We start from the raw sequence: 20,704 nt of genomic DNA on the forward strand, positions 1-20,704 counted from the left end.
GATAGCGCGCGCAAGCCCCAGTTCAATCGCGAAGCGAAGTTGCGCCCACACGCTATGGTGAGGCGACCCTGCAGATTGCCCTTGCGCGCGCCGCCGGTCCTGCCGCAAATGGCTGCAAAACGGGACCAAGCGAGCGAGCATGTCATGACCGACACCACAGCCGTCATCACCGAGAAGCGCGGGCAGGCGTTCTGGATCACCATCAACCGGCCGGAGAAACGCAACGCGCTGAACGGCGAGGTCATCGCCGGGATCACAAGAGCCTATCGCGACGCGCATGAGGACAAGGACGTCCGCGTCATCGTGCTGACGGGCGCGGGCGACAAGGCGTTCTGCGCGGGCGCCGACTTGCAGAATTCCGGCGCGGCTTTCGCGATGGATCATTCCAAACCAAATGTCGACTATGCCGATCTGTTACGTTTGTCACAGAACGCCACGAAGCCGGCGATTGCGCGCCTCAGTGGCGTCTGCATGGCCGGCGGCATGGGCCTTCTGTGCATGACCGACATGGCGGTTGCGGCCGATCACGTCGTCTTCGGCCTGCCGGAGGTGAAGGTCGGCGTGTTCCCGATGCAGGTGCTGAGCCTGCTGCAGCGCATCGCTCCGCCCCGTCTCGTCAACGAATGGGCGCTCACGGGCGAGCCGTTCGACGCCAGGGCCGCGCAGGCCGCTGGCCTGCTCAACTACATCGTGCCGGCCGCCGAGTTAGATGCCAAGGTTGACTGGCTGATCGCCCGCATCGTCGACAAATCCCCGACCGCGATCCGCCGCGGCAAATACGCCATGCGCGCGATCGCCTCGATGTCGTTCGACGAGAGCATCGCCTATACCGAAAGCCAGATCGCACTGCTCGCGATGACCGAGGACGCCAAGGAAGGGTTGAAAGCGTTCAGCGAGAAGCGGAAGCCGGTCTGGACGGGGAGGTGAGGGGATCCGCTCTCGCGTCCCGGACGCGCCGCAACGCGTCGGCGTCGCTGCGCAGAGCCGGGACCCAGGGCGGCACGAACTAGAATGTAGCCGCATCCTCCGCCGTCATTCCGGGGCGCGCGTAGCGCGAGCCCGGAATCCATCGTGCAGCAAGTGATGCGGAGAAATGGATTCCGGGCTCGCGCCAAGGGGCGCGCCCCGGAATGACAATCTCACCCCGCGTTCGCCTTCAGTCCCGCCGCCTGAATCCCCGCCACCGCGCAGGCTTCGTCATTGTCGGACGTATCGCCGGAGACGCCGACCGCGCCGAGCAGGGTGGTGCCATCCATGATCAGCACGCCGCCGGGGACCGGCACCAGCGCGCCCTTGGCGATCGTGTTCACGGCATCGATGAAATAGGCCTGCTCCTGCGCGCGCTGGAACAAAGCGCGCGAGCCCATGCCCATGGCGAGCGCGCCATAGGCCTTGCCATGCGCGATGTCGGCGCGCATCAGGCTGGTGCCGTCCTGCGCGGCCGCGAGCTTGAGCACGCCGCGCGCGTCCAGGATGGTGACGACCAGCGGCTTCAGCTTGAGCTCGCCGGCCTTCGCGAAGGCGGCGTCGAGGATTTTTCGGGCGGTGTCGAGGGTGAGGTCAGCCATGGCTGGTTTCCTTTGCAGCTGGAGAAGTGGCGTTGGACTTGAAACGATCAAGACTCATGGCCAGCACGCGCGCGACGTGAAGCGCCTCGCGCTGGGCGCCGTCGTGGATCTGGTGACGGCAGGAGGTGCCGTCGGCGACGATCAGCGTATCCGGGTCCGCGCGCCGCACGGCCGGCAGCAGTGAAAGCTCGGCCATCTCGATCGAGGCATCGTAGGTATCCGCACCATAGCCGAATGCGCCGGCCATGCCGCAACAGCTCGACTCGATGGTCTCGACCTTCAGCCCCGGGACGAGGCGCAGCACCTGCTCGACCGGCTTGAAGGCGCCGAAGGATTTCTGATGGCAATGGCCGTGCACCACGGCCTTGTCGGCGACGCTGCCGAGCGGCAGTTGCAGCCGGCCGGCCTCGGCCTCGCGCACCAGAAACTCCTCGAAGGTCAGCGCATGGGCGCCGATCGCCTTGGCGTCGTCGTCCTTGCGCAGCGAAGCGAGCTCGTCGCGCAGCGTCAGGAGGCAGCTCGGCTCGAGGCCGACGATCGGCACGCCGCGCGCTGCATAGGGTGCGAAAGCCGAGACCAGCCGGTCGATCTCGACCTTGGCTTCGTCGACAAGGCCGGCAGAAAGGAAGGTGCGGCCGCAGCACAGCGGACGGCTCCCGCTCACCGGCTTCGGCAGATGCACGCGATAGCCGCCGGCCGTGAGCACGCGCAGCGCGGCGTCGAGATTCTCGCGCTCATAGATGCGGTTGAAGGTATCAGTGAACAGCACGACCTCGCGACCGTCCGTAGGCCCGACGCTTTCGGACGGCGGCACGAACACATCGCGGCGAAAGGCGGGGAGGGCCCGGCGCGAGCTGATGCCGGCGAAGCGCTCGAACAGCTTTCGCAGCAGCGGGCTGCCGTTGCGCAAATTAGCCAGCGGCGCCAAGCGCGAAGCAAGGCCGGCATAGCGCGGCAGATATGCAACCAGCCGGTCGCGCAGCGTCAGGCCGCGGCTGGCGGCGCGCGCCGCGAGCACCTCGATCTTCATCTTGGCCATGTCGACGCCGGTCGGGCATTCATGGCGGCAGGCCTTGCAGGAGACGCAGAGTTTGAGCGTCTCCATCATCTCGTCGGAAGAGAGCGCATCCGGGCCGAGCTGGCCGGAGATCGCAAGCCGCAGCGTATTGGCGCGGCCGCGGGTAACGTCCTTCTCGTCGCGCGTGGCGCGATAGGACGGGCACATCACACCGCCCTCGAGCTTGCGGCAGGCGCCGTTGTTGTTGCACATCTCGACCGCGCCCTGGAAACCGCCGCCGGCGCCGGGATAAGCCGACCAGTCGAGCTTCGTCTTCAGCTCGCCGACCCGATAGTCGGGCTTGAAGCGGAACAGCGAGCGGTCGTCCATCCTGGGCGCATCGACGATCTTGCCGGGATTGAGCACGCCGCCGGGATCGAAGCGCTGCTTCACCTCCCTGAAGTCGGCGACGAGGCGCTCGCCGAACATGGCCTCGTGGAATTCGGAGCGCACCAGCCCGTCGCCGTGCTCGCCGGAATGCGAGCCTTTGTACTCGCGCACCAGCGCAAAAGCCTCTTCGGCGATGGCGCGCATCGCCTTGACGTCCTTCTCCAGCTTCAGGTTCAGAACGGGGCGCACATGCAGGCAGCCTTCGGAGGCGTGCGCGTACATCGTGCCGCTGGTGCCGTGCTTGGCGAAGACTTCGTTCAGCCGCGCGGTGTAGTCGGCGAGGTGCGGCAGCGGCACCGCGCAGTCTTCGACGAAGGAGACCGGCTTGCCCTCCTGCTTCATCGACATCATCACGTTGAGGCCGGCCGCGCGGAAATCGGCGATGCCGCTCTGCAGCGCGGGTTCGGTGATCTCGACCACGCCGCCCCATTTGCGCGTGTCGTTGTTCCAGCCGAAGCCGAGATCCGCCATCAGCTCACCGAGCTGCTTGAGGCGCACGAGGTTGTCGGCTTGGTCCTCTTCGGCGAATTCGACCACCAGCACGGCGTCCGGATCGCCCTTGATCGCCGCGGAGATGACGGGTGCGAACATCGCAATGTCGCGGCCGAGCGCGATCATGGTGCGGTCGACCAGCTCGACCGCAATCGGCTTGAGCTTGACGAGGTGCTGGGCCGCATCCATCGCCTCGTAGAAGCTGCCGAAATGGCAGACGCCGAGCGCCTTGTTGCGGATCACGGGCCAAAGCTTCAGCTCGACCTTGGTGGTGAAGGCGAGGGTGCCTTCGGAGCCGACCAACAGATGCGCCATGTTGTTCGGTGCATTGCGCGGCACCAGCGCATCGAGATTATAGCCACCGACGCGCCGCTGCACCTTTGGGAAGCGCGCGGCGATCTCGTCGGCCTCGCGGGTGCCAAGGTCGAGCATGTCGCGGAACAGGGCACGGGTGCTGTCGCTCACCTCGAGGTCGGAGAGATCGCGCGCGACCTCGCCAAAACGGCCCAGCGTGCCGTCGGCGAGCGATGCCTCCACCGACAGCGTGTTGTCCCGCATGGTGCCGTAGCGCAGCGAGCGGCCGCCACAGGAATTGTTGCCAGCCATGCCGCCGATGGTGGCGCGGGAGGCCGTGGAGACGTCAACCGGAAACCACAGGCTGTGCTTTTTGAGCTGACGGTTGAGGTCGTCGAGCACGATGCCGGGCTCGACTACGCAGGTGCGGCCTTCGACATCGAGCGACAGGATCTGGTTGAGGTGCTTGGATAGATCGATCACGAGGCCGTCATTGACGGTCTGGCCGCATTGCGAGGTGCCGCCGCCGCGCGGGGTGACCTTCAGCCCCTCGTCGCGCGCAATCGCCAGCGCCCGCAAGGCCTGGCCCATGGTCTTCGGGACCACCACGCCAGCCGGCATGATCTGGTAGAACGAGGCGTCGGTGGCGTAGCGGCCGCGGCTGAAGCCGTCGAACAGCACGTCGCCGGTCAATTCCGACCGCAGGCGCCGTTCGAGCGAGGAGGCGTTCGTCATCCCTGATCCCGGACTGACCCGGCGAGGCTCAGCCTTGCTGGGATATTCATTGTGGTTCCTGATCGACTATATTGTGAATGCAAAATGAGCAAGCCTGGCGCCTTCAAGGCGATGCCGGCGCGCCCTCTTGGGGTTCGGTCAGGTGCTCGATCGCTGCCGTCCGTTTGTTGCGCAGATGCTGGAACAGGATGTCGCTGAGCTCGCTCCCGGCGCGGCGGCGCAGCGCATCGAGGATGGCCTCGTGCTCGCGCATGGCTTCCGCCCAGCGCTGCCGCTTGCGGGCGAAATTGGCGGAGTAGCGGACGCGTCGGATCCGGCCGGCGAAATTGGCGTAGGCAATCTTCAGCGTATCGTTGCGCGCGGCATCGACGATGCTCTCGTGGATGCGCTGGTTGGCCTGGAAATAGCCGTGCATGTCGCGATGCAGGTAATGGCCGTACATCTCGTAGTGCAGCTGCTCGATCGCCGTGATTTCCGCATCCGTTATGGCTTCGCAGGCGAGGCGCCCCGCCAGGCTTTCCAGGCCCGCCATGACGTCGAACAGTTCTTCGAGGTCGCGCTGGCTGAGCTGGCGCACGCGCGCGCCGCGGTTGGGCAGTAGCTCGATCAGGCCCTCGGCGGCGAGCACCTTGAGCGCCTCGCGCAACGGCGTGCGGGAGATGCCGAGCATCTCGCAGAGTTGCCGCTCGGGAACGCGCGCGCCTTCGGGAATATTGCCTTCGACCACGTAATCGCGCAGCCGCAGCAGGATCTCGCCATGCAGCGAGGCCTCGTGACGGTTTTCCTGGCGCTCGCCATTGCCGGCGGACGGGGTGATCGGAACCCCGGTGTCGGGAATCGTGGATTTCATTTGCAGCACAGTAGTTTGCCCGGTTGATCGCGTCGACGCTTCGCAATCGAATACCAGATTTCGATTGAAGGGACAAAAAATGAATGCAAACTAGCCGGCGGAGCCGGCCATAACCTGCCGAAAAGGAGCTTTGCATGCCTGAGGGACGCCATTTCCTGCAGATTCCGGGCCCGAGCCCGGTCCCCGAGCGCGTCCTGCGCGCGATGGACATGCCTGTCATCGACCACCGCAGCGCCGAATTCGGCGAGCTCGGCCGGACCGTGCTCGAAGGCAGCCAGCAGATCTTCCAGACCCGGGGGCCGGTCGTGATCTTCCCCTCGTCGGGGACCGGCGCCTGGGAGGCAGCAATCGTCAACACGCTGTCGCCGGGCGACAAGGTGCTGATGGTCGAGACCGGCCACTTCGCCACGATGTGGCGGCAGATGGCCGGGCGCTTCGGCATCAAGGTCGATTTCGTCCCGGGCGACTGGCGCCGCGGCGCCGATCCCACGGTGATCGAGGCCAGGCTCTCCGAAGACGCCGCGCGCACCATCAAGGCGGTGATGGTCGTGCACAACGAGACCTCGACCGGCGCGACCAGCCGCATCGCCGAGATCCGCGCCGCGATCGACCACGCCTCGCATCCGGCACTCTTGATGGTCGACACCATCTCCTCGCTCGGCTCGGTCGACTATCGTCACGACGCGTGGAAGGTCGATGTCAGCGTCAGCTGCTCGCAGAAGGGTTTCATGCTGCCGCCCGGTCTCGGCTTCAACGCGATTTCGGACAAGGCCTTGGCTGCGTCCAGAACCAACAAGATGCCGCGCTCCTATTTCGACTGGGAGGAGATGCTCAAGCCCAACGCCAAGGGTTTCTTCCCCTATACGCCCGCGACCAATCTGCTCTACGGCTTGCGCGAGGCGATCGCGATGCTGCTCGAGGAGGGGCTCGACAATGTTTTTGCGCGGCATCAGCGCTTGGCGGCCGCGACGCGGGCCGCGGTCAATCATTGGGGTCTCGAAGTGCTCTGCCAGGAGCCTTCGGAGTTCTCGCCGGTGCTGACGGCCGTGCTGATGCCTCCGGGGCATGATGCCGATCAGTTCCGGAAAGTCGTGCTCGACAATTACAACATGTCGCTCGGCTCGGGCCTGTCGAAGGTCGCCGGCAAGGTCTTCCGCATCGGCCATCTCGGCGAATGCAACGCGCTGACGCTGCTCGGCGCGCTCACCGGCATCGAGATGGGCCTGTCGGTGGCCGGCGTGCCGCACCGCGCCGGCGGCGTGGACGTCGCGATGAAGCTGCTGGAGCAGCGCCCGCAGGGCAATGCCGCGCCGCATCTGAAGATCGTCGGCACGTAAAGGTCGGCCCGCGAAGATGGTCGCGACGGAGCGGCCGAGGGCAGGCCGGCCCGCTATGCGCGAGGGGCCCCTTGGAGGAGAGGACAAGCCGGTCAAATGGTGCTATTCGGCGCCCACCAAACCAAGCAAGACCGGGAAGGACGCCGATGACCGTGCATACTGGAAGGCATTTCTTACAGATTCCAGGACCGACCAACGTGCCCGATCGGGTGCTGCGGGCGATGGATATGCCGACTTTGGACCATCGCGGTCCGGAGTTCGCCGAGCTCGGTTTTGCCGTGCTTGCCGCAATGCAGCGCGTATTCCGCACCAAGCAGCCCGTGATCATCTTCCCCTCGTCCGGTACCGGCGCCTGGGAAGCGGCGATGGTCAACGTGTTCGCGCCCGGCGACAAGGTCTTGATGTGCGAGACCGGCCAGTTCGCCGTGCTGTGGCGCGGCATCGCCGACAAGTTCAAGCTCGATGTCGACTTCATCCCGAGCGACTGGCGCCATGGCGCCGATCTTGCCGAGATCGAGAAGCGTCTTGCCGCCGACAAGCAGCACGCCATCAAGGCGGTCTGCGTCGTGCACAACGAGACCTCGACCGGCTGCGTGACGCCGCCGCTGGAGGTGCGCAAGATCCTCGACCGCACCAAACATCCGGCGCTGCTGATGGTCGACACCATCTCCGGCCTCGGCTCGATGGAATATGAGCACGACGCCTGGGGCATCGACGTTTCGGTCGCCGGCTCGCAGAAGGGTCTGATGCTGCCGCCGGGCCTCGGCTTCAACGCGGTCTCGGAGAAAGCGCTCGCGGCCGCCAAGGCCAACCCCGGCATGCGCTCATACTGGGACTGGCAGGAGGTGATCAGCTTCAACAAGCTCGGCACCTTCCCCTACACGCCCGCAACGAACCTGCTCTACGGCCTGCGCGAGGCGGTGAAGATGCTGGAGGAGGAGGGGCTGGAGAACGTCTGGACCCGCCACAAGCGCCACAGCGCCGCGACGCGTGCTGCGGTCAAGGTCTGGGGCCTCGAGACGCAATGTGCCGATCCCGCCGCGCATTCGCCGGCGCTGACCGGCGTGCGCGTGCCCGAGGGCTTTGATGCCGACGCCTTCCGCAAGGTCGTGCTGGAAAACTTCGACATGTCGCTCGGCACCGGCCTGAACAAGGTCAAGGGCAAGGTGTTCCGCATCGGCCATATCGGCCATTTCAACGATCTGATGCTGATGGGGACGCTCGCCGGGGTCGAGATGGGCCTCGACCTCGCAAAGATCCCGCACCGGAGCGGCGGCGTATTGGCGGCCATGGACGTCCTGAAGGGACGCGACGTGGTGCCGATGACCAAGGCTCAAGTCGCCTAAGGCTCAGGTTGCCTGAGGGCGGCCTGACTGACTGTAGTGAAGAAAGTGAGCGCGCGATGAACGCACCGACGACTGCCAACGAAGACCTGCTCTACTCCGTTACGGACGGCATCGCGCGGATCACCTTCAACCGCCCGCAGGCGCGGAACGCCATGACCTTTGCCATGTATGACCGCATGGCGGAGATATGCCAGGAGATCAACGTCGACCGTTCGATCAAGGCGCTGATCCTGACCGGTGCGGGCGACAAGGCGTTCGCCTCCGGCACGGACATCTCGCAATTCCGTGCCTTCAAGACCGCGCAGGATGCGCTCGACTACGAGGCACGCATCGATCGCGTGCTCGGCACGCTCGAGCAGTGCCGCGTGCCGGTGATCGCGGCGATCGCCGGCGCCTGCACCGGCGGCGGCGCAGGGATCGCGGCCTGCTGCGATCTTCGCATCGGCACCGAGACGACGCGGATGGGCTTTCCAATCGCACGCACGCTTGGCAACTGCCTGTCGATGTCGAACATCAGCCGCGTCGTCGCGCTGGTCGGTCCCGCCCGCACCAAGGATATGATCTTCAAGGCGCGCCTGGTCGAGGCGCAGGAGGCGCTGGCACTCGGCCTGCTCAATGAGGTCGTGCCTGACGTGGAGACGCTGCAGCGCCGTGCCGACGAGACTGCAAAGCTCGTCGCCAGCCACGCGCCGCTGACGCTGGAAGCGACCAAGGAAGCGGTGCGCCGCATCCGCCGCACGCTCTCGCGCGAGGAAGGCGAGGACCTGATCCTGAAAGCCTATATGAGCGAGGATTTCCGCGAGGGCATGGATGCCTTCCTCAACAAGCGGACGCCGGTCTGGAAGGGCAAGTAGCGCGCATCTTCAATACCCGCTGCAGCGCCTCCGTATCCAGTCCCACCCAAAGCGCCCCCCGACAGCCGCCGGCAAGCACGATCTCAACAATGCCCGTGCCTGCACGTTGCGCAGGCGTGAATATACCGGTTGTGGGTCACTGGAGATCGTGGCGAGGCGCGGCCAGCGCATTCGAGGTGCGTAGTGGCCTGGCTGAACGGCCTCCAGCTAAGACAGCCGCTTGCATTGCATCTTCACCTCGGGCCCTCCAAGCACCAATGAAGACCGTCGCCGCTTAGGGGGTGCGGTTGCCTATCTTGCTGTCCCAACAAAATATCCGTCTGCGTCACCGTCCTTAGTGAATCTGGGACAGACGCAAAAGCCGCCCGGTGAGCTGCGAGTTGGACACATGACCTCTGGTGTTTCCGGCGGTAGTTCGGAGGCCTTCACAACGCATTGCGGTCTAGGTTTTGGATCCTGCGGCACGCCCTTGGCGAACACGGTTGTACCAATGCTGGCTAGCAGGAACACCAGGACACCTTGAAGGAAGCACATGCGTACAACTCCTCGAACGATTGCCGAAGATGCTGGGCGACATCCGTCAACGAGTGACCTGAGAACCGCAAGCCAATTGCATGCCATGGTGCATGCGCTCTAAATCACCGCCGCAATGCAGCATGGCTGGCGTCCCATCAGGACCAGCGCAAACGGTTTTCGCTTATGAACCGATCTGCTTTGGTCGTTTGTTGTGCTCGCAATCGAGTTGAGCGGTTCTCCAACAGGATCAAGCAATGTCTTTGACCAGGCAAATCCTCGTCCTAGATTGATGCTGTAGAGCCGGAATATGTGGCGGAGATTCATTCCTCGCGCCCGACAACCATCCCGGCCCGTCTACGTCTCGCGACTTTCTTGGTAACCGGTAGCTTCATCTATGAGGCGCATAGTGCATGAGCGTTGAAGCCGCTCGGCGATAATTCCGGCGCGGTGAGCAACGTTGCGCTGAACGGCCTTTAGGACTCCGGCTCGTTGGGCGCGCGCAAAGACATCGCAGACCTCCGGCAGGAAGTTCGCCGCGTACCCGAATGCCTTAAAGCCCTGCTTGGTACGAAATTCGATCTGGTTAGCCATCATAACCAACTCTTCGCCGATAAAGGGCTTTAGGTTCTGCACTGTCAAAAAAGCAGGGAGATTGGCGCCGCTCCTGTAATACTGACGTCCCTTGGGGGGGCGAATGCGACCTAGGCCCACCATGAAGCCACTCTGAGTCACTAGGCGCTGTCCGTCATCGAGAACGGCAACCTCAATCTCGATGCCTCCAAACCGGATGACGCCTTCATGCGTCGCCCGCGGCAAGTGTCTCGCCCAACGGGCCTTGGCGGCCTTCCGCGCAATTTCGCGTCGCTCGTCACCGGATAGCGCGGCTGCTCTGGCTGTGCCGCCAGCGGCTCGGGCGGGAACTCCCCACTTCACTTTCCACCGCGTTCTCTTCCGCTCGTGGCCGTGGTTCAAACTCAGTTTTCTACTGGTACTCATATTTTCAGGAATATAGTTGGAAAACGAAATTGCAAGCACAGACGAAACAGAATGCCTGTTAGGAGCCGTGCTTGCGGCTAGTAATGTTACCCTTCGAGCAGACCCGGGTCATTCAAAACGTCCTTAACACGTGCGGGTGAAGAGCTGTGCCAGACCGCTGTGCAGAATGCCTTGAGGATCACGTCTCTGCATTGAATTTGTGGAACCGGCCGAAACGTCGCGGCGAGAGCTTGAGCCACACTGAGTGCGCGGTAGACATCCCGCTCCTGATAGAGCTTCAGACCAAGCAGGCTTCCCAACAATCCACCCCAGAAGCTGTGCTTGTGAGAGCGTACCAAGACGCCCCTGCTGCCAACAGAGACCCAACAGGCGTCCCCGCTGTCCAGGATGATCGTTGCGTCATGGCCAAATTTCTCATTGATGTAGAGGAGGCGCGGCATCACTTCAGCACTTCAAGTACATTTCGCAAACTCAGAAAGGCCGAACGGCTGAGGGCCCAAGATCTTTAGGCCCAAGAAGATCATTAATCTACCTTCGCCTCCGATAGGACCAGCTCCCTTGCAGCTCGTATAGCGCGTGACTTGTCTTATTCCAAAGTCATAGCCGGGATGATGCGGGATGGCTTGAACTCGGCCGGATTCGCCAGCACAATGGGCCGAGTTCATCGCTGAATTTCCAATGTAAACAAGAAGATAGGGAAGACGCACGTGGGACATGGAATGAAGGCCGCAATCGCGCTTGCAACCGCGCTTTGTGGCGCGCCGGCTGTTGCGGGCTGGGAGCCGACGAAACCGGTGGAGATCGTAGTGGCGGCGGGCGCGGGTGGCGCCTCCGACCAGATGGCCCGGATGATGCAGGCCGCGATCCAGAAGAACAATCTGATGAAGCAGCCGATGGTGGTCTCGCTCAAGGGCGGCGCCTCCGGCGCGGAAGCGCTGATGTACATGAAGTCCAGCGAGGGCGATCCCAACAAGGTGCTGATCGCCTATTCGCTGATCTACATGCTGCCGCTGTCGGCGAAGATCCCGTTCAACTGGCGCGAGCTGACGCCGGTCTCCGTGGTGGCGCTCGACCAGTTCGTGCTGTGGGACAACAGCGCGGGCCCCAAGACGTTGAAGGACTTCGTCGCGGCCGCCAAGGCTGCGAGCGCGCCGTTCAAGATGGGCGGCACCGGCTCCAAGCGCGAGGACCACGTGCTCACCGTGTTCCTGGAGCAGAAGACCGGCGCGAAATTCTCTTATCTGCCCTACAAATCCGGCGGCGAGGCCGCGACCCAGCTGGTCGGCAACCACACCGAAGCCAACGTCAACAACCCATCCGAAAATCTCGAGGTCTGGCGCGCCGGCCAGGTGCGTCCGCTCTGCGTGTTCGACAGGGAGCGCATTGCCTACACGACCAAGGTGACCGACACCCAGTCCTGGGCCGACATCCCGACCTGCAAGGAGGAGGGCGTCGACGTGCAATATCTGATGCTGCGCGCGATGTTCCTGCCCGGCAAGGTCACGCCGGAGCAGCAGGCGTTCTACGTCGATCTGTTCCACAAGGTGACGCAGACCGCGGAGTACAAGGACTACATGGAGAAGCAGGCCTTGAAGCCGATCTTCCTCTCCGGCAAGGACATGGTGCAGTTCCTCGAAGAGGACGATGCGCTGAACAAGCAGCTGATGACGGAAGCCGGCTTCGTCGCGAAGTAGCTCTCTTCCCTCTCGCCCTGTTCTTACGGGGAGAGGGCAGGGTGAGGGGCTCTCTCGACGAGTTGAGCTCGTGGAGAGAGCATCTCACCCGGCGCTTTGCCATAGCCAGAGCTTCGCTTCGGCGTTCTAGAGAACGGCCGCGGATCCGGCCTCTGCCTCTCCCCGTCAGCACGGGAAGAGATGCACAATCCCCAGCCTCGCATCTGAGCCCATGTCCCAAACCGATATCGAAATCGTCGTCGAGGATCCTACCGCGCCCGAAGACGATTCCCCCTCCGTCGTCTCTTCCGGCACGATCGAGATCGTCGTCTGCCTGCTGCTGCTCGCGCTCGCGGTCACGCTCGGCTACGACAATTGGCGCACCGGCGCGTCCTGGGATGCGACCGGGCCGGAGCCCGGCTATTTCCCGTTCTATCTGTGCGTCATTCTCGCCGGCGGCAGCCTCTACGGTCTGATCGCCGCGCTGCTGGCGCGGCGCGTCTCGCCCGCAACCTTCGTCACGCGCGCGCAAGGCCGCCGCGTGCTCGCGGTGTTCGTGCCGACGCTGCTGTTCTGCCTGGCGACGCAGTTCCTCGGCCTCTATGTCGCGAGCTTTCTCCTGATCGCGGGCTTCATGCGCCTCGTCGGCCGGATCGCGCTGTGGAAGTCGCTGCTCACCGCGTTTGCGTTCACGGCCATCATGTTCGTCACCTTCGACCTCGCCTTCGACGTCATCATGCCGAAGGGACCGCTCGAAGCGGCCCTCGGCCGCTAGGCGGAGCCCCCGCGCGATGGAAGCTCTCGGTCTCCTGCTCCACGGCTTTGCCGTCCTGCTGACGTGGAAGACGCTCGTGCTCATGATGGTCGGGCTGGTGCTCGGCATCTTCGTCGGCGTGCTGCCCGGGCTCGGCGGTCCCAACGGCGTTGCGATCCTGTTGCCGCTGACCTTCACGATGGACCCGACCTCGGCCATCGTGATGCTGTCCTGCATCTATTGGGGCGCGTTGTTCGGCGGTGCCATCACCTCGATCCTGTTCAACATCCCGGGCGAAGCCTGGTCGGTCGCGACCACTTTCGACGGCTACCCGATGGCGCAGCAGGGCAGGGCGGCGGAGGCGCTGACGGCGGCGTTCACCTCTTCCTTCATCGGCTCGCTGGTCGCAGTGCTCCTGATCACCTTCCTCGCGCCGATGATCTCGTCCTTTGCGCTGAAATTCGGCCCGCCCGAGTTCTTCGCGGTGTATCTTCTCACCTTCTGTTCCTTCGTCGGCCTCGGGCGCGAAGCCAAGCACAAGACCGTCATCTCGATGTCGCTGGGCCTGCTGCTGGCCGGCATCGGCATGGATACGGTGTCCGGCAGTCTGCGCATGACCTTCGGCTCGCCCGAGCTCTTGCGCGGCATCAATTTCCTGGTCGCCGTCATCGGCCTGTTCGGCATCAGCGAGATCCTGCTGACCATGGAGGAGCGCCTTGCGCTGCGCGGACATGCGGCGGGCATCTCGCTGCGCGTCGTGCTCGGCGTCTGGAAAGATTTGCCGAAATACTGGGTGACGCTGCTGCGCTCCTCCTTCATCGGCTGCTGGCTCGGCATCACCCCCGGCGGTGCGATCGCGGCCTCCTTCATGGGCTACAATCTGGCAAAACGCTTCGCCAAGGAGCCCGAGAGCTTCGGCAAGGGCCGCATCGAGGGCGTGTTCGCGCCGGAGACGGCGGCGCATGCCTCCGGCACCTCGGCGCTACTGCCGATGCTCGCGCTCGGCATTCCCGGCTCGGGCACCGCCGCGATCCTGCTCGGCGGCCTGATGGTGTGGGGCCTCAATCCGGGGCCGCTGCTGTTCGTCGAGCACAAGGATTTCGTCTGGGGCCTGATTGCCTCGATGTATCTCGGCAACGTCGTCGGCCTCGTGCTGGTGCTGACGACGGTGCCGATCTTCGCCTCGATCCTGCGCGTGCCGTTCGCGGCGGTGGCGCCGATGATCGTGGTGTCCTGCGCGATCGGCGCCTATGCCATCCAGAACGCGATGTTCGACATCTGGCTGATGCTGGGTTTCGGCGTCGTCGGCTACGTCTTCAAGAAGATCGGCATTCCGCTGGCCCCGTTCACCCTGGCGCTCGTGCTCGGCAACCGCGCTGAGGATGCCTTCCGCCTGTCGATGATCGGCTCGGGCGGCACCCTGAAGGTGTTCTGGTCGAACGGCCTGGTCGGCTCGATCACAACCCTGGCGATTGTGCTGCTATTCTGGCCGGTGATCGACCACCTCCTCGCCCGTGTCGGGTTGACGCATGGGACCAGGGCGACATCGGCCTAGGGCGCTGGGCTAATCTTTTTTGAAATCAATGGTTTATATGTAAGGTAGCTTTTCGGTCGGGATACCACCGCGTGTCCGATTGTTTCCGAATGTTGCCGCGGCGGCACAGCTCTTGGGCGAGGAGGCGGGTATATTTCGATCACAAGATCGTGCAAGGGGGAATTCTCTATGAAGCGGGTAGTGATTGGAATGGCGGCCGCGATGTCGCTGTTTGCGACCGGCGCGCTGGCCGCCGATCTCGCGGCAAAGCCGTATGTCAAGGCGCCTATCGTCGATCCGGTCTGGAGCTGGACCGGCTTCTATGTCGGCGCCAACGGCGGCTACAGCTGGGGCCGTTCGCGCACTGACGTCACCTATACCAACACGGCGACTGGTGCGGTGATCGCGCCGCCGGCCGGATCCGTCACCAGCGCCTCGTTCGACATGAACGGCGCCGTCGCCGGTGGCCAGGCCGGCTACAACTGGCAGAGCACGAATTGGGTGTTCGGCATCGAGGGCGACCTGAATTGGTCGGACGAGAAGGGACGGGCCGGCTTCAGCTGCGCCCCCACCAGCCTTGCAGGCGGCGCCTGTCTTCCCGGCTTGACCTTTCTGCCCCCCGGCGCTGCTGCCGGCACCACTCTGACGCTCGACCAGCATCTGCAATGGTTTGGCACGGTGCGCGGCCGCGTCGGCATTCTGGCGACGCCGAAAGTGCTGTTCTATGGCACCGGCGGCGTGGCCTTCGGCGAGATCAAGACCACGGGCACCATCGTCGGCTTCACCCCGGCTGGTGTCGCGGTCGCCTCGACCAGCTCTTCGTCGGACACGCGGGTCGGCTGGACCGTGGGTGCGGGTGTGGAAGGCAAGATCACTCAGAACTGGAGCGCCAAGCTCGAATATCTCTATGTGGATCTCGGCCGGTTCTCGTCAGGTCCGTTCTCGCTGGCGCCGTTGCCCACGATTGCGGCCAGTGCTTCCTCTCGCTTCACCGACCACATCCTGCGCGCCGGCATCAACTATCAATTTGGTGGCCCGGTCGTCGCGAAGTACTGAGCGAGCTGGATCACAAAAGAGGCGTCTAACAATAAACAAAGCCCGGCTCGCGCCGGGCTTTGTCGTTGCAGACGGGACGCGTGAGATTCACACCACCTTGGCGTCTCTGAGCCCTGCAATCTCGTCCGCGCCGAAGCCGAACTCCTTCAGCACTTCGTCGGTCTGCTCGCCGAATTCCGGCGGCCGCACCACCATCCTGCTCGGCGTGCGCGACAGCGTCACGGGCTGGCCGACCAGGCGGATATGCCGGCCTTCATCGTTCGGCACGTCCTGCGCAATGCCGAGATGCTTGACCTGCGCGTCCTCGAACATCTGGTCGATGGCGTAGATCGGCCCGCAAGGCACGCCGGCCTCGTTGAGTTCGCGGACCCAGGTCTCGGTCGACTTCGTCGCGGTGCGCTTCTCGATCTCGGCGTTGAGCGCATCGCGGTTCTTGGAGCGGGCAGGGGCGGTCGCATAGTCGGGATGGGCATAGAGCTCCGGTGCGCCGATCGCTTGCGCGCAGCGCTCCCAGATCCGCCCGCCCGTGGTGGCGATGTTGATGTAGCCGTCGGAAGTCTTGAACACGCCGGTCGGGATGCTGGTCGGGTGGTTGTTGCCGGCCTGCTTGGCGACCTCCTTCTCCATCAGCCAGCGCGCGGCCTGGAAGTCGAGCATGAAGATCTGGGCCTGCAGCAGCGAGGTCTGGACCCACTGGCCCTTGCCCGAGACCTCGCGCTCGAGCAGCGCGGTGAGGATGCCCATGGCGCAGAACAGACCCGCGGTGAGGTCGGCGACGGGAATGCCGACCCGCATCGGGCCTTCGCCCGGCGCGCCGGTGATCGACATCAGCCCGCCCATGCCTTGCGCGATCTGATCGAAGCCCGGCCGCTTGTGGTAGGGGCCGTCCTGGCCGAAGCCGGAGATGCTGCCATAGACGATGCGCGGGTTGATCGCGGCGAGGCTGTCGTAGTCGATGCCGAGCTTCTTCTTCACGTCAGGGCGGAAATTCTCGACCACGACGTCGGCCTTGGCGGCGAGGCGCTTGAACACGGCCAGCCCACGCTCGTCCTTGAGGTTCAGTGTCATCGCCCGCTTGTTGCGGTGCAAATTCTGGAAGTCGGAACCGCGCCGCGGCCCGCCCGGTTGCTCGGCGCCGGCATCCTCGGTCAGCGCGTCGATCTTGACGACATTGGCGCCCCAATCGGCGAGCTGCCGCACACAGGTCGGCCCGGAGCGGACACGGGTCAGATCGAGCACGGTGAAGCGCGACAGGGCTTCCGAGGCATGCGGAAAGGGCATCGTGAAAGGCTCCGGGAGAATTGCTAACCTACCATATTGGCTGACAGGGGAGCGGCAAAGTCCCTCCGGGCGTTGGTTCGCTCTGCACGCGGAAGGACGTCGCGACGGCAGCGTCGATGATTGTCGATCACGGAATGCTAAGGTGGGCCGGTCGGACTTCGAGGGGCCGATCCGCTTGCTCCGAAACAGGACGACCGCGGCCTGTCCAGAACAGTCTAGTCTGGTCGCACCTATCGCTGTGCAAAAGTCTAGGTTGCGGGAGCCTTCCGATCGGGCGAGCAGGCCCCTACAACCGCATACAGCGAACCAGCGCGGCAGGGCGTCATCTGGAAATCGGATACGATCCCGAAGACGAGGGTAGCCAGGGCAAAAGCAGCGACGAGGCCGATCCAGTTCATTCCACGAGAATACTTGAAGTTGTCCGCCAAACCAAGCGGCGCTAGGTGCCCCGGTTAGTCAGTGAATGGGGCCGCGTCTGTCGATCAGGGCAGCGCCACGTCTTCCAGAACGGACAGCGGTTGCTCGTGGAAAGGGGGTCCGGAAGTCGATACCACATACCAATGTTGGATCGTACCGAGAAATGGCGATTGATTACACTTTGCGCAGCGCTGTGCCAGTTCTCCCAACGAGCTACTTGATTTGACCCGGACTCCCTCCTTAGTTGGGATCAACCACGGCGCGAAGATCTTCGGGGTGATTCACGCACGCCCGGCCGTAGAGCTAGAGTGTCTTAAATGACTTTAGGTTTGCAATCTCCTCGACGAAAGTCAGTCTCTTCAAGCACCTTTTTCCGCTGCTCGCCGAATTCCGACGGCCACGCCACCATCCGCTAGGCCTACGCGAGAGCTACGGGGCTGGTTCCCGATATGCGGCCTTCATCCTTCGGCACCTCCTCAGCGATACCAAGATGCTTGACCTGCGCGTCCTCGAACATCTGCTAGGTCGATAGATCGCCCCGTAGGGGGCGCCGGCCTCATTGAGCTCGCGGACCCAGGTCTAGCTCGACTTCGTCACCACGCGTTTCTCCGTCTCCGCGTTGGGCGCGTCGCTGTTGTTGGAACGGGCGGGGGCCGTCGCTTGGTCCGGATGGGCAGATATCCGCACGCAGGTCGGCCCGGAGCGGACACGGGTCAGATCGAACACGGTGAAGCGCGACAGGGCTTCCAAGGCATGCGGAAAGGGCATCGTGGAAGGCTCCGGGTCAGACTGCGGGCCTACCATAGTACCCAGAGATCACGCGACAAGTCGGGCCGGCGCTGATGCCGCCTGCTGATATGCTATGGCTGTCGCGGGCCCGAGAGATCAGCGCGACAGGCGCTGCAAGTCTGCACGAGCCTGCTCGGCCAGCGGGTCGTCGCCATGGCGCGCAATGAAAAGCTCAAGGGCCTCCCGCGTTCCCTTCCGGCGGGCAGCTTCATATTCCTCTGCCACCGCAGCGGCAGGATCTCGCGCCATCGGCATGGAGGGCGCGCGCCCTGCCTTGCTGGTGTCGTCTGCTTTGGCCCTCTCCACCATCACAGGCAGTCCTCCGAGAGGTTGATCGGACGGTCCAGCAAGCGCAACTAAGGCACCAAGTAGGCCGGCCTGGAGTGTGCGTCGATTCATGAAACCCTGCAAATCACGGTGTTCCGGGAACCAAACTCTATGCTCGCGTTCGTATGAATACGGGAGTTAATGGCTAACACAGCGTTTTGGGAGCCGCGCAAACGCCGCTGCCCCATTTAAACCAAACGTTTAACTCTCTAGCTAGAATCATGTGCCCCCGCGGCGAATCACACGACGCGTTGCTTTGGAGAGTCAATTGGCCACCGCCGTTAACGTCAGTGCCACTAACAACGCCGAGATCGACGGCCTGCTGTCGGGAGTCAAATGGTCGGGCACCATAACCTACAGCTTTCCTGACGCGCCGAGCGATTATTCCAATCCCTATTACGGCGGCAGCAGCGAGCCGACCACGTCGGGCTTTGGCTCGGTGCCCACGCAGATCCAGGCGGCGATCAATTACGCCGTCGGATTGATCCTGAGCTACACCAACGCCAACATCCAATATGCGGGCACCAACGGCGCCGACCTCATGATCGCGCAGTCGTCGGCCGCCAATCCGACCGCCTACGCCTACTATCCCGGCAATTATGCACCCGGCGGCGACATTTGGTTCGGGACTCAATACAATTTCTCGCTGGCCAAGCTCGGCAATTACTACTTCACCACTGCGCTGCACGAGCTCGGACACGCGATCGGCCTCAAGCACAGCCAGGAGGCCGGCGGCCCCGGCAACGTTGCGGTGCCGAGCGCGCATGACAGCAGCGAATACACCGTGATGAGCTATCGCAGCTATGTCGGCGCTTCGACCACGGGCGGCTACACCAACGAAGCCTACGGATATTCGCAGACCTACATGGCCAACGATATCCTCGCGCTCCAGACGATGTACGGCGCGGACTACACGACGCAGAGCGGCAGCACCGTCTACACCTGGAATCCGACCACGGGGCAGCAGTTCATCAATGGCGTCGGCCAGCTCGCACCGGGCGGAGGCGTCGGCGGCTCGGCCAACCGCATCTACGAGACCGTCTGGGACGGCGGCGGCGTCGATACCTACGACCTCTCGAACTACACGACCAACCTGAGCATCAACCTCAATCCCGGTGCTTCGTCGGTGTTCTCATCCGTGCAGTTGGCCTATCTCGGCAACGGCCATTATGCATCGGGCAACGTCTACAACGCCTATCTTTATAACGGCGACGCGCGCTCCTACATCGACAACGCCACCGGCGGGTCCGGCAACGACACGATCATCGGCAATGCCATCGCCAATACGCTGAACGGCGGCGGCGGCAACGACACGATCACCGGCGGTGCGGGCAACGACACCATCAACGGCGGCGTCGGCACCGATACCGCGGTGTATTCCGGCAGCCGGGCGAGCTACGTGATCTCGTACAACACGACGACACAGACGTTCACGCTGACCGATCTGCGCAACGGCTCGCCAGACGGCATCGATACGGTCACCGGCGTCGAGTATTTCCAGTTTGGTGACGGCACGATCGCTAGCTTGACGTTCGTATCGCCAACGGTGGTCGAGGGGCTCGGAACGACCAGTTTGGTGCAGGTCGGGAATAGTTACTCTCTTAACCCTGTTGCCGGCGGAGCGGGACCGCAGCTGAAATATAACGGCTCACCGGTTGCAGTTGACATGTGGGCGGGCTGGGCCCCGATCGGAGCGGAGCAAACGGGTAGTGGGTACGATGTGGCCTGGAAGAATGCGAGCACGGGCCAGTACAACATCTGGAGCACCGATTCGAATGGCAACTACGTCACGAATCTATTGAGTTTTGCCTCGGGTACCAGCTCCGCGCTGGAAGCGTATGAACCACTCTTCCACCAGGACCTGAATGGCGACGGTTTGATTGGTGTGCCCACAATCCCGATCGAGACAGCGGGCTCGACGAGCCTTGTTCAAGTTGGGAACGAGTACCTCCTCAATCCCGTGGCGGGCGGAGTAGGGCCCAGGCTCACGTTTTCGGGCGCGCCGGTCGCGGTCGATATGTGGACAGGCTGGGCGCCGATCGGGGCAGAGCAGAGCGGTACTGGCTATGATGTGGCCTGGAAGAATGCGAGCACAGGCCAATACAACATCTGGAGCACCGACTCGAATGGCAATTACGCAACGAACCTCCTTAGTTTTGTGTCTGGGACGAACTCGGCGTTGGAATCATATGAAACCACGTTCCACCAGGATCTCAATGGCGATGGTTTGATTGGTGTACCTACGATCACGATCGAGGCAGCGGGCTCGACGAGCCTTGTTCAAGTTGGGAACGAGTACCTCCTCAATCCCGTGGCGGGCGGAGTAGGGCCCAGGCTCACGTTTTCGGGTGCGCCGGTCGCGGTCGATATGTGGACAGGCTGGGCGCCGATCGGGGCAGAGCAGAGCGGTACTGGCTATGATGTGGCCTGGAAGAATG

At 63.6% G+C, this 20,704-nt stretch carries 17 protein-coding genes; 9 read left to right on the plus strand and 8 right to left on the minus strand.

The features are described from left to right. Positions 1–144 precede the first annotated feature (144 nt). Entirely contained in the window at positions 145–927 is a 783-nt protein-coding gene (locus I6F20_RS34510) for an enoyl-CoA hydratase/isomerase family protein (protein WP_036007523.1), read from the plus strand. A gap of 212 nt (positions 928–1,139) precedes the next feature. On the opposite strand, the gene I6F20_RS34515 is transcribed toward I6F20_RS34510, so the two are convergent. The 3 genes from I6F20_RS34515 to I6F20_RS34525 form a co-directional block, all read right to left on the minus strand. Next, positions 1,140–1,568, minus strand: a complete 429-nt coding sequence (locus I6F20_RS34515) for a GlcG/HbpS family heme-binding protein (RefSeq protein ID WP_036029017.1) — start codon at positions 1,566–1,568, stop codon at positions 1,140–1,142. Further along, complete coding sequence (locus I6F20_RS34520) at positions 1,561–4,536, minus strand: FAD-binding and (Fe-S)-binding domain-containing protein (RefSeq protein WP_225130424.1); 2,976 nt, start codon at positions 4,534–4,536, stop codon at positions 1,561–1,563. The genes I6F20_RS34515 and I6F20_RS34520 overlap by 8 nt, the downstream gene beginning before the upstream one ends. A gap of 103 nt (positions 4,537–4,639) precedes the next feature. Beyond that, positions 4,640–5,386 (minus strand): GntR family transcriptional regulator, encoded by a 747-nt coding sequence (locus tag I6F20_RS34525; protein ID WP_225111928.1) that lies wholly within the window; start codon positions 5,384–5,386, stop codon positions 4,640–4,642. A 134-nt stretch (positions 5,387–5,520) separates the two neighbouring features. Here I6F20_RS34525 and I6F20_RS34530 point away from each other — a divergent pair, with 134 nt between their 5' ends. From I6F20_RS34530 to I6F20_RS34540, 3 genes are all read left to right on the plus strand, one after another. Continuing rightward, positions 5,521–6,723 (plus strand): pyridoxal-phosphate-dependent aminotransferase family protein, encoded by a 1,203-nt coding sequence (locus I6F20_RS34530; RefSeq protein WP_225130426.1) that lies wholly within the window; start codon positions 5,521–5,523, stop codon positions 6,721–6,723. A gap of 146 nt (positions 6,724–6,869) precedes the next feature. Beyond that, positions 6,870–8,069, plus strand: coding sequence for a pyridoxal-phosphate-dependent aminotransferase family protein (locus I6F20_RS34535; RefSeq protein WP_225130428.1), 1,200 nt, complete (start codon positions 6,870–6,872; stop codon positions 8,067–8,069). 56 nt (positions 8,070–8,125) lie between these two features. Further along, a complete protein-coding gene (locus tag I6F20_RS34540; protein WP_225130430.1) occupies positions 8,126–8,923 on the plus strand; it encodes an enoyl-CoA hydratase/isomerase family protein in 798 nt (265 codons plus the stop codon). 870 nt (positions 8,924–9,793) lie between these two features. Here I6F20_RS34540 and I6F20_RS34545 read toward each other — a convergent pair. After that, positions 9,794–10,255, minus strand: a complete 462-nt coding sequence (locus I6F20_RS34545) for a hypothetical protein (RefSeq protein ID WP_225130432.1) — start codon at positions 10,253–10,255, stop codon at positions 9,794–9,796. Positions 10,256–10,521: 266 nt separating this feature from the next. After that, the gene (locus I6F20_RS34550; RefSeq protein WP_109143036.1) at positions 10,522–10,875 is read right to left on the minus strand and encodes a hypothetical protein; all 354 of its coding nucleotides are present in this window, start codon (positions 10,873–10,875) and stop codon (positions 10,522–10,524) included. A gap of 279 nt (positions 10,876–11,154) precedes the next feature. Here I6F20_RS34550 and I6F20_RS34555 point away from each other — a divergent pair, with 279 nt between their 5' ends. The 4 genes from I6F20_RS34555 (at position 11,155) to I6F20_RS34570 (ending at position 15,452) form a co-directional block, all read left to right on the plus strand. After that, positions 11,155–12,129 carry a Bug family tripartite tricarboxylate transporter substrate binding protein gene (locus I6F20_RS34555; RefSeq protein ID WP_192893135.1) on the plus strand — a complete coding sequence of 325 codons (975 nt, stop codon included), beginning with the start codon at positions 11,155–11,157 and terminating at the stop codon, positions 12,127–12,129. Positions 12,130–12,340: 211 nt separating this feature from the next. Continuing rightward, positions 12,341–12,883, plus strand: coding sequence for a tripartite tricarboxylate transporter TctB family protein (locus tag I6F20_RS34560; protein ID WP_109143038.1), 543 nt, complete (start codon positions 12,341–12,343; stop codon positions 12,881–12,883). Between the two features lie 16 nt (positions 12,884–12,899). Further along, positions 12,900–14,417: a tripartite tricarboxylate transporter permease gene (locus I6F20_RS34565; protein WP_225130433.1), complete on the plus strand. Its 1,518-nt coding sequence runs from the start codon at positions 12,900–12,902 to the stop codon at positions 14,415–14,417. Between the two features lie 168 nt (positions 14,418–14,585). Then, positions 14,586–15,452, plus strand: coding sequence for an outer membrane protein (locus I6F20_RS34570; protein WP_109143040.1), 867 nt, complete (start codon positions 14,586–14,588; stop codon positions 15,450–15,452). An 87-nt stretch (positions 15,453–15,539) separates the two neighbouring features. On the opposite strand, the gene I6F20_RS34575 is transcribed toward I6F20_RS34570, so the two are convergent. The 3 genes from I6F20_RS34575 to I6F20_RS34585 form a co-directional block, all read right to left on the minus strand. Continuing rightward, the gene (locus I6F20_RS34575; RefSeq protein ID WP_225130435.1) at positions 15,540–16,733 is read right to left on the minus strand and encodes a CaiB/BaiF CoA transferase family protein; all 1,194 of its coding nucleotides are present in this window, start codon (positions 16,731–16,733) and stop codon (positions 15,540–15,542) included. A 996-nt stretch (positions 16,734–17,729) separates the two neighbouring features. Next, on the minus strand, positions 17,730–17,918 hold the full coding sequence (locus tag I6F20_RS34580; protein ID WP_109143042.1) for a hypothetical protein: 189 nt from the start codon (positions 17,916–17,918) through the stop codon (positions 17,730–17,732). A 117-nt stretch (positions 17,919–18,035) separates the two neighbouring features. After that, complete coding sequence (locus I6F20_RS34585) at positions 18,036–18,248, minus strand: hypothetical protein (RefSeq protein WP_346277132.1); 213 nt, start codon at positions 18,246–18,248, stop codon at positions 18,036–18,038. 286 nt (positions 18,249–18,534) lie between these two features. Between I6F20_RS34585 and I6F20_RS34590 the strand changes: the two genes are divergently transcribed. Next, positions 18,535–20,704: M10 family metallopeptidase C-terminal domain-containing protein (locus I6F20_RS34590; protein WP_225130437.1), on the plus strand; the 2,170-nt coding region annotated here is incomplete at its 3' end.

The organism is Bradyrhizobium sp. IC3123 (genome assembly GCF_020193625.1).
GTDB lineage: Bacteria > Pseudomonadota > Alphaproteobacteria > Rhizobiales > Xanthobacteraceae > Bradyrhizobium > Bradyrhizobium yuanmingense.

Coding starts and splice junctions, on each gene's coding strand:
- I6F20_RS34510 (WP_036007523.1), top strand. CDS start 145: ATGACCGACACCACAGCCGTCATCACCGAGAAGCGCGGGCAGGCGTTC.
- I6F20_RS34520 (WP_225130424.1), bottom strand. CDS start 4,536: ATGACGAACGCCTCCTCGCTCGAACGGCGCCTGCGGTCGGAATTGACC.
- I6F20_RS34565 (WP_225130433.1), top strand. CDS start 12,900: ATGGAAGCTCTCGGTCTCCTGCTCCACGGCTTTGCCGTCCTGCTGACG.
- I6F20_RS34580 (WP_109143042.1), bottom strand. CDS start 17,918: ATGCCCTTTCCGCATGCCTTGGAAGCCCTGTCGCGCTTCACCGTGTTC.
- I6F20_RS34530 (WP_225130426.1), top strand. CDS start 5,521: ATGCCTGAGGGACGCCATTTCCTGCAGATTCCGGGCCCGAGCCCGGTC.
- I6F20_RS34540 (WP_225130430.1), top strand. CDS start 8,126: ATGAACGCACCGACGACTGCCAACGAAGACCTGCTCTACTCCGTTACG.
- I6F20_RS34585 (WP_346277132.1), bottom strand. CDS start 18,248: ATGGTGGAGAGGGCCAAAGCAGACGACACCAGCAAGGCAGGGCGCGCG.
- I6F20_RS34535 (WP_225130428.1), top strand. CDS start 6,870: ATGACCGTGCATACTGGAAGGCATTTCTTACAGATTCCAGGACCGACC.
- I6F20_RS34555 (WP_192893135.1), top strand. CDS start 11,155: ATGAAGGCCGCAATCGCGCTTGCAACCGCGCTTTGTGGCGCGCCGGCT.
- I6F20_RS34570 (WP_109143040.1), top strand. CDS start 14,586: ATGAAGCGGGTAGTGATTGGAATGGCGGCCGCGATGTCGCTGTTTGCG.
- I6F20_RS34550 (WP_109143036.1), bottom strand. CDS start 10,875: ATGCCGCGCCTCCTCTACATCAATGAGAAATTTGGCCATGACGCAACG.
- I6F20_RS34575 (WP_225130435.1), bottom strand. CDS start 16,733: ATGCCCTTTCCGCATGCCTCGGAAGCCCTGTCGCGCTTCACCGTGCTC.
- I6F20_RS34560 (WP_109143038.1), top strand. CDS start 12,341: ATGTCCCAAACCGATATCGAAATCGTCGTCGAGGATCCTACCGCGCCC.
- I6F20_RS34525 (WP_225111928.1), bottom strand. CDS start 5,386: ATGAAATCCACGATTCCCGACACCGGGGTTCCGATCACCCCGTCCGCC.
- I6F20_RS34515 (WP_036029017.1), bottom strand. CDS start 1,568: ATGGCTGACCTCACCCTCGACACCGCCCGAAAAATCCTCGACGCCGCC.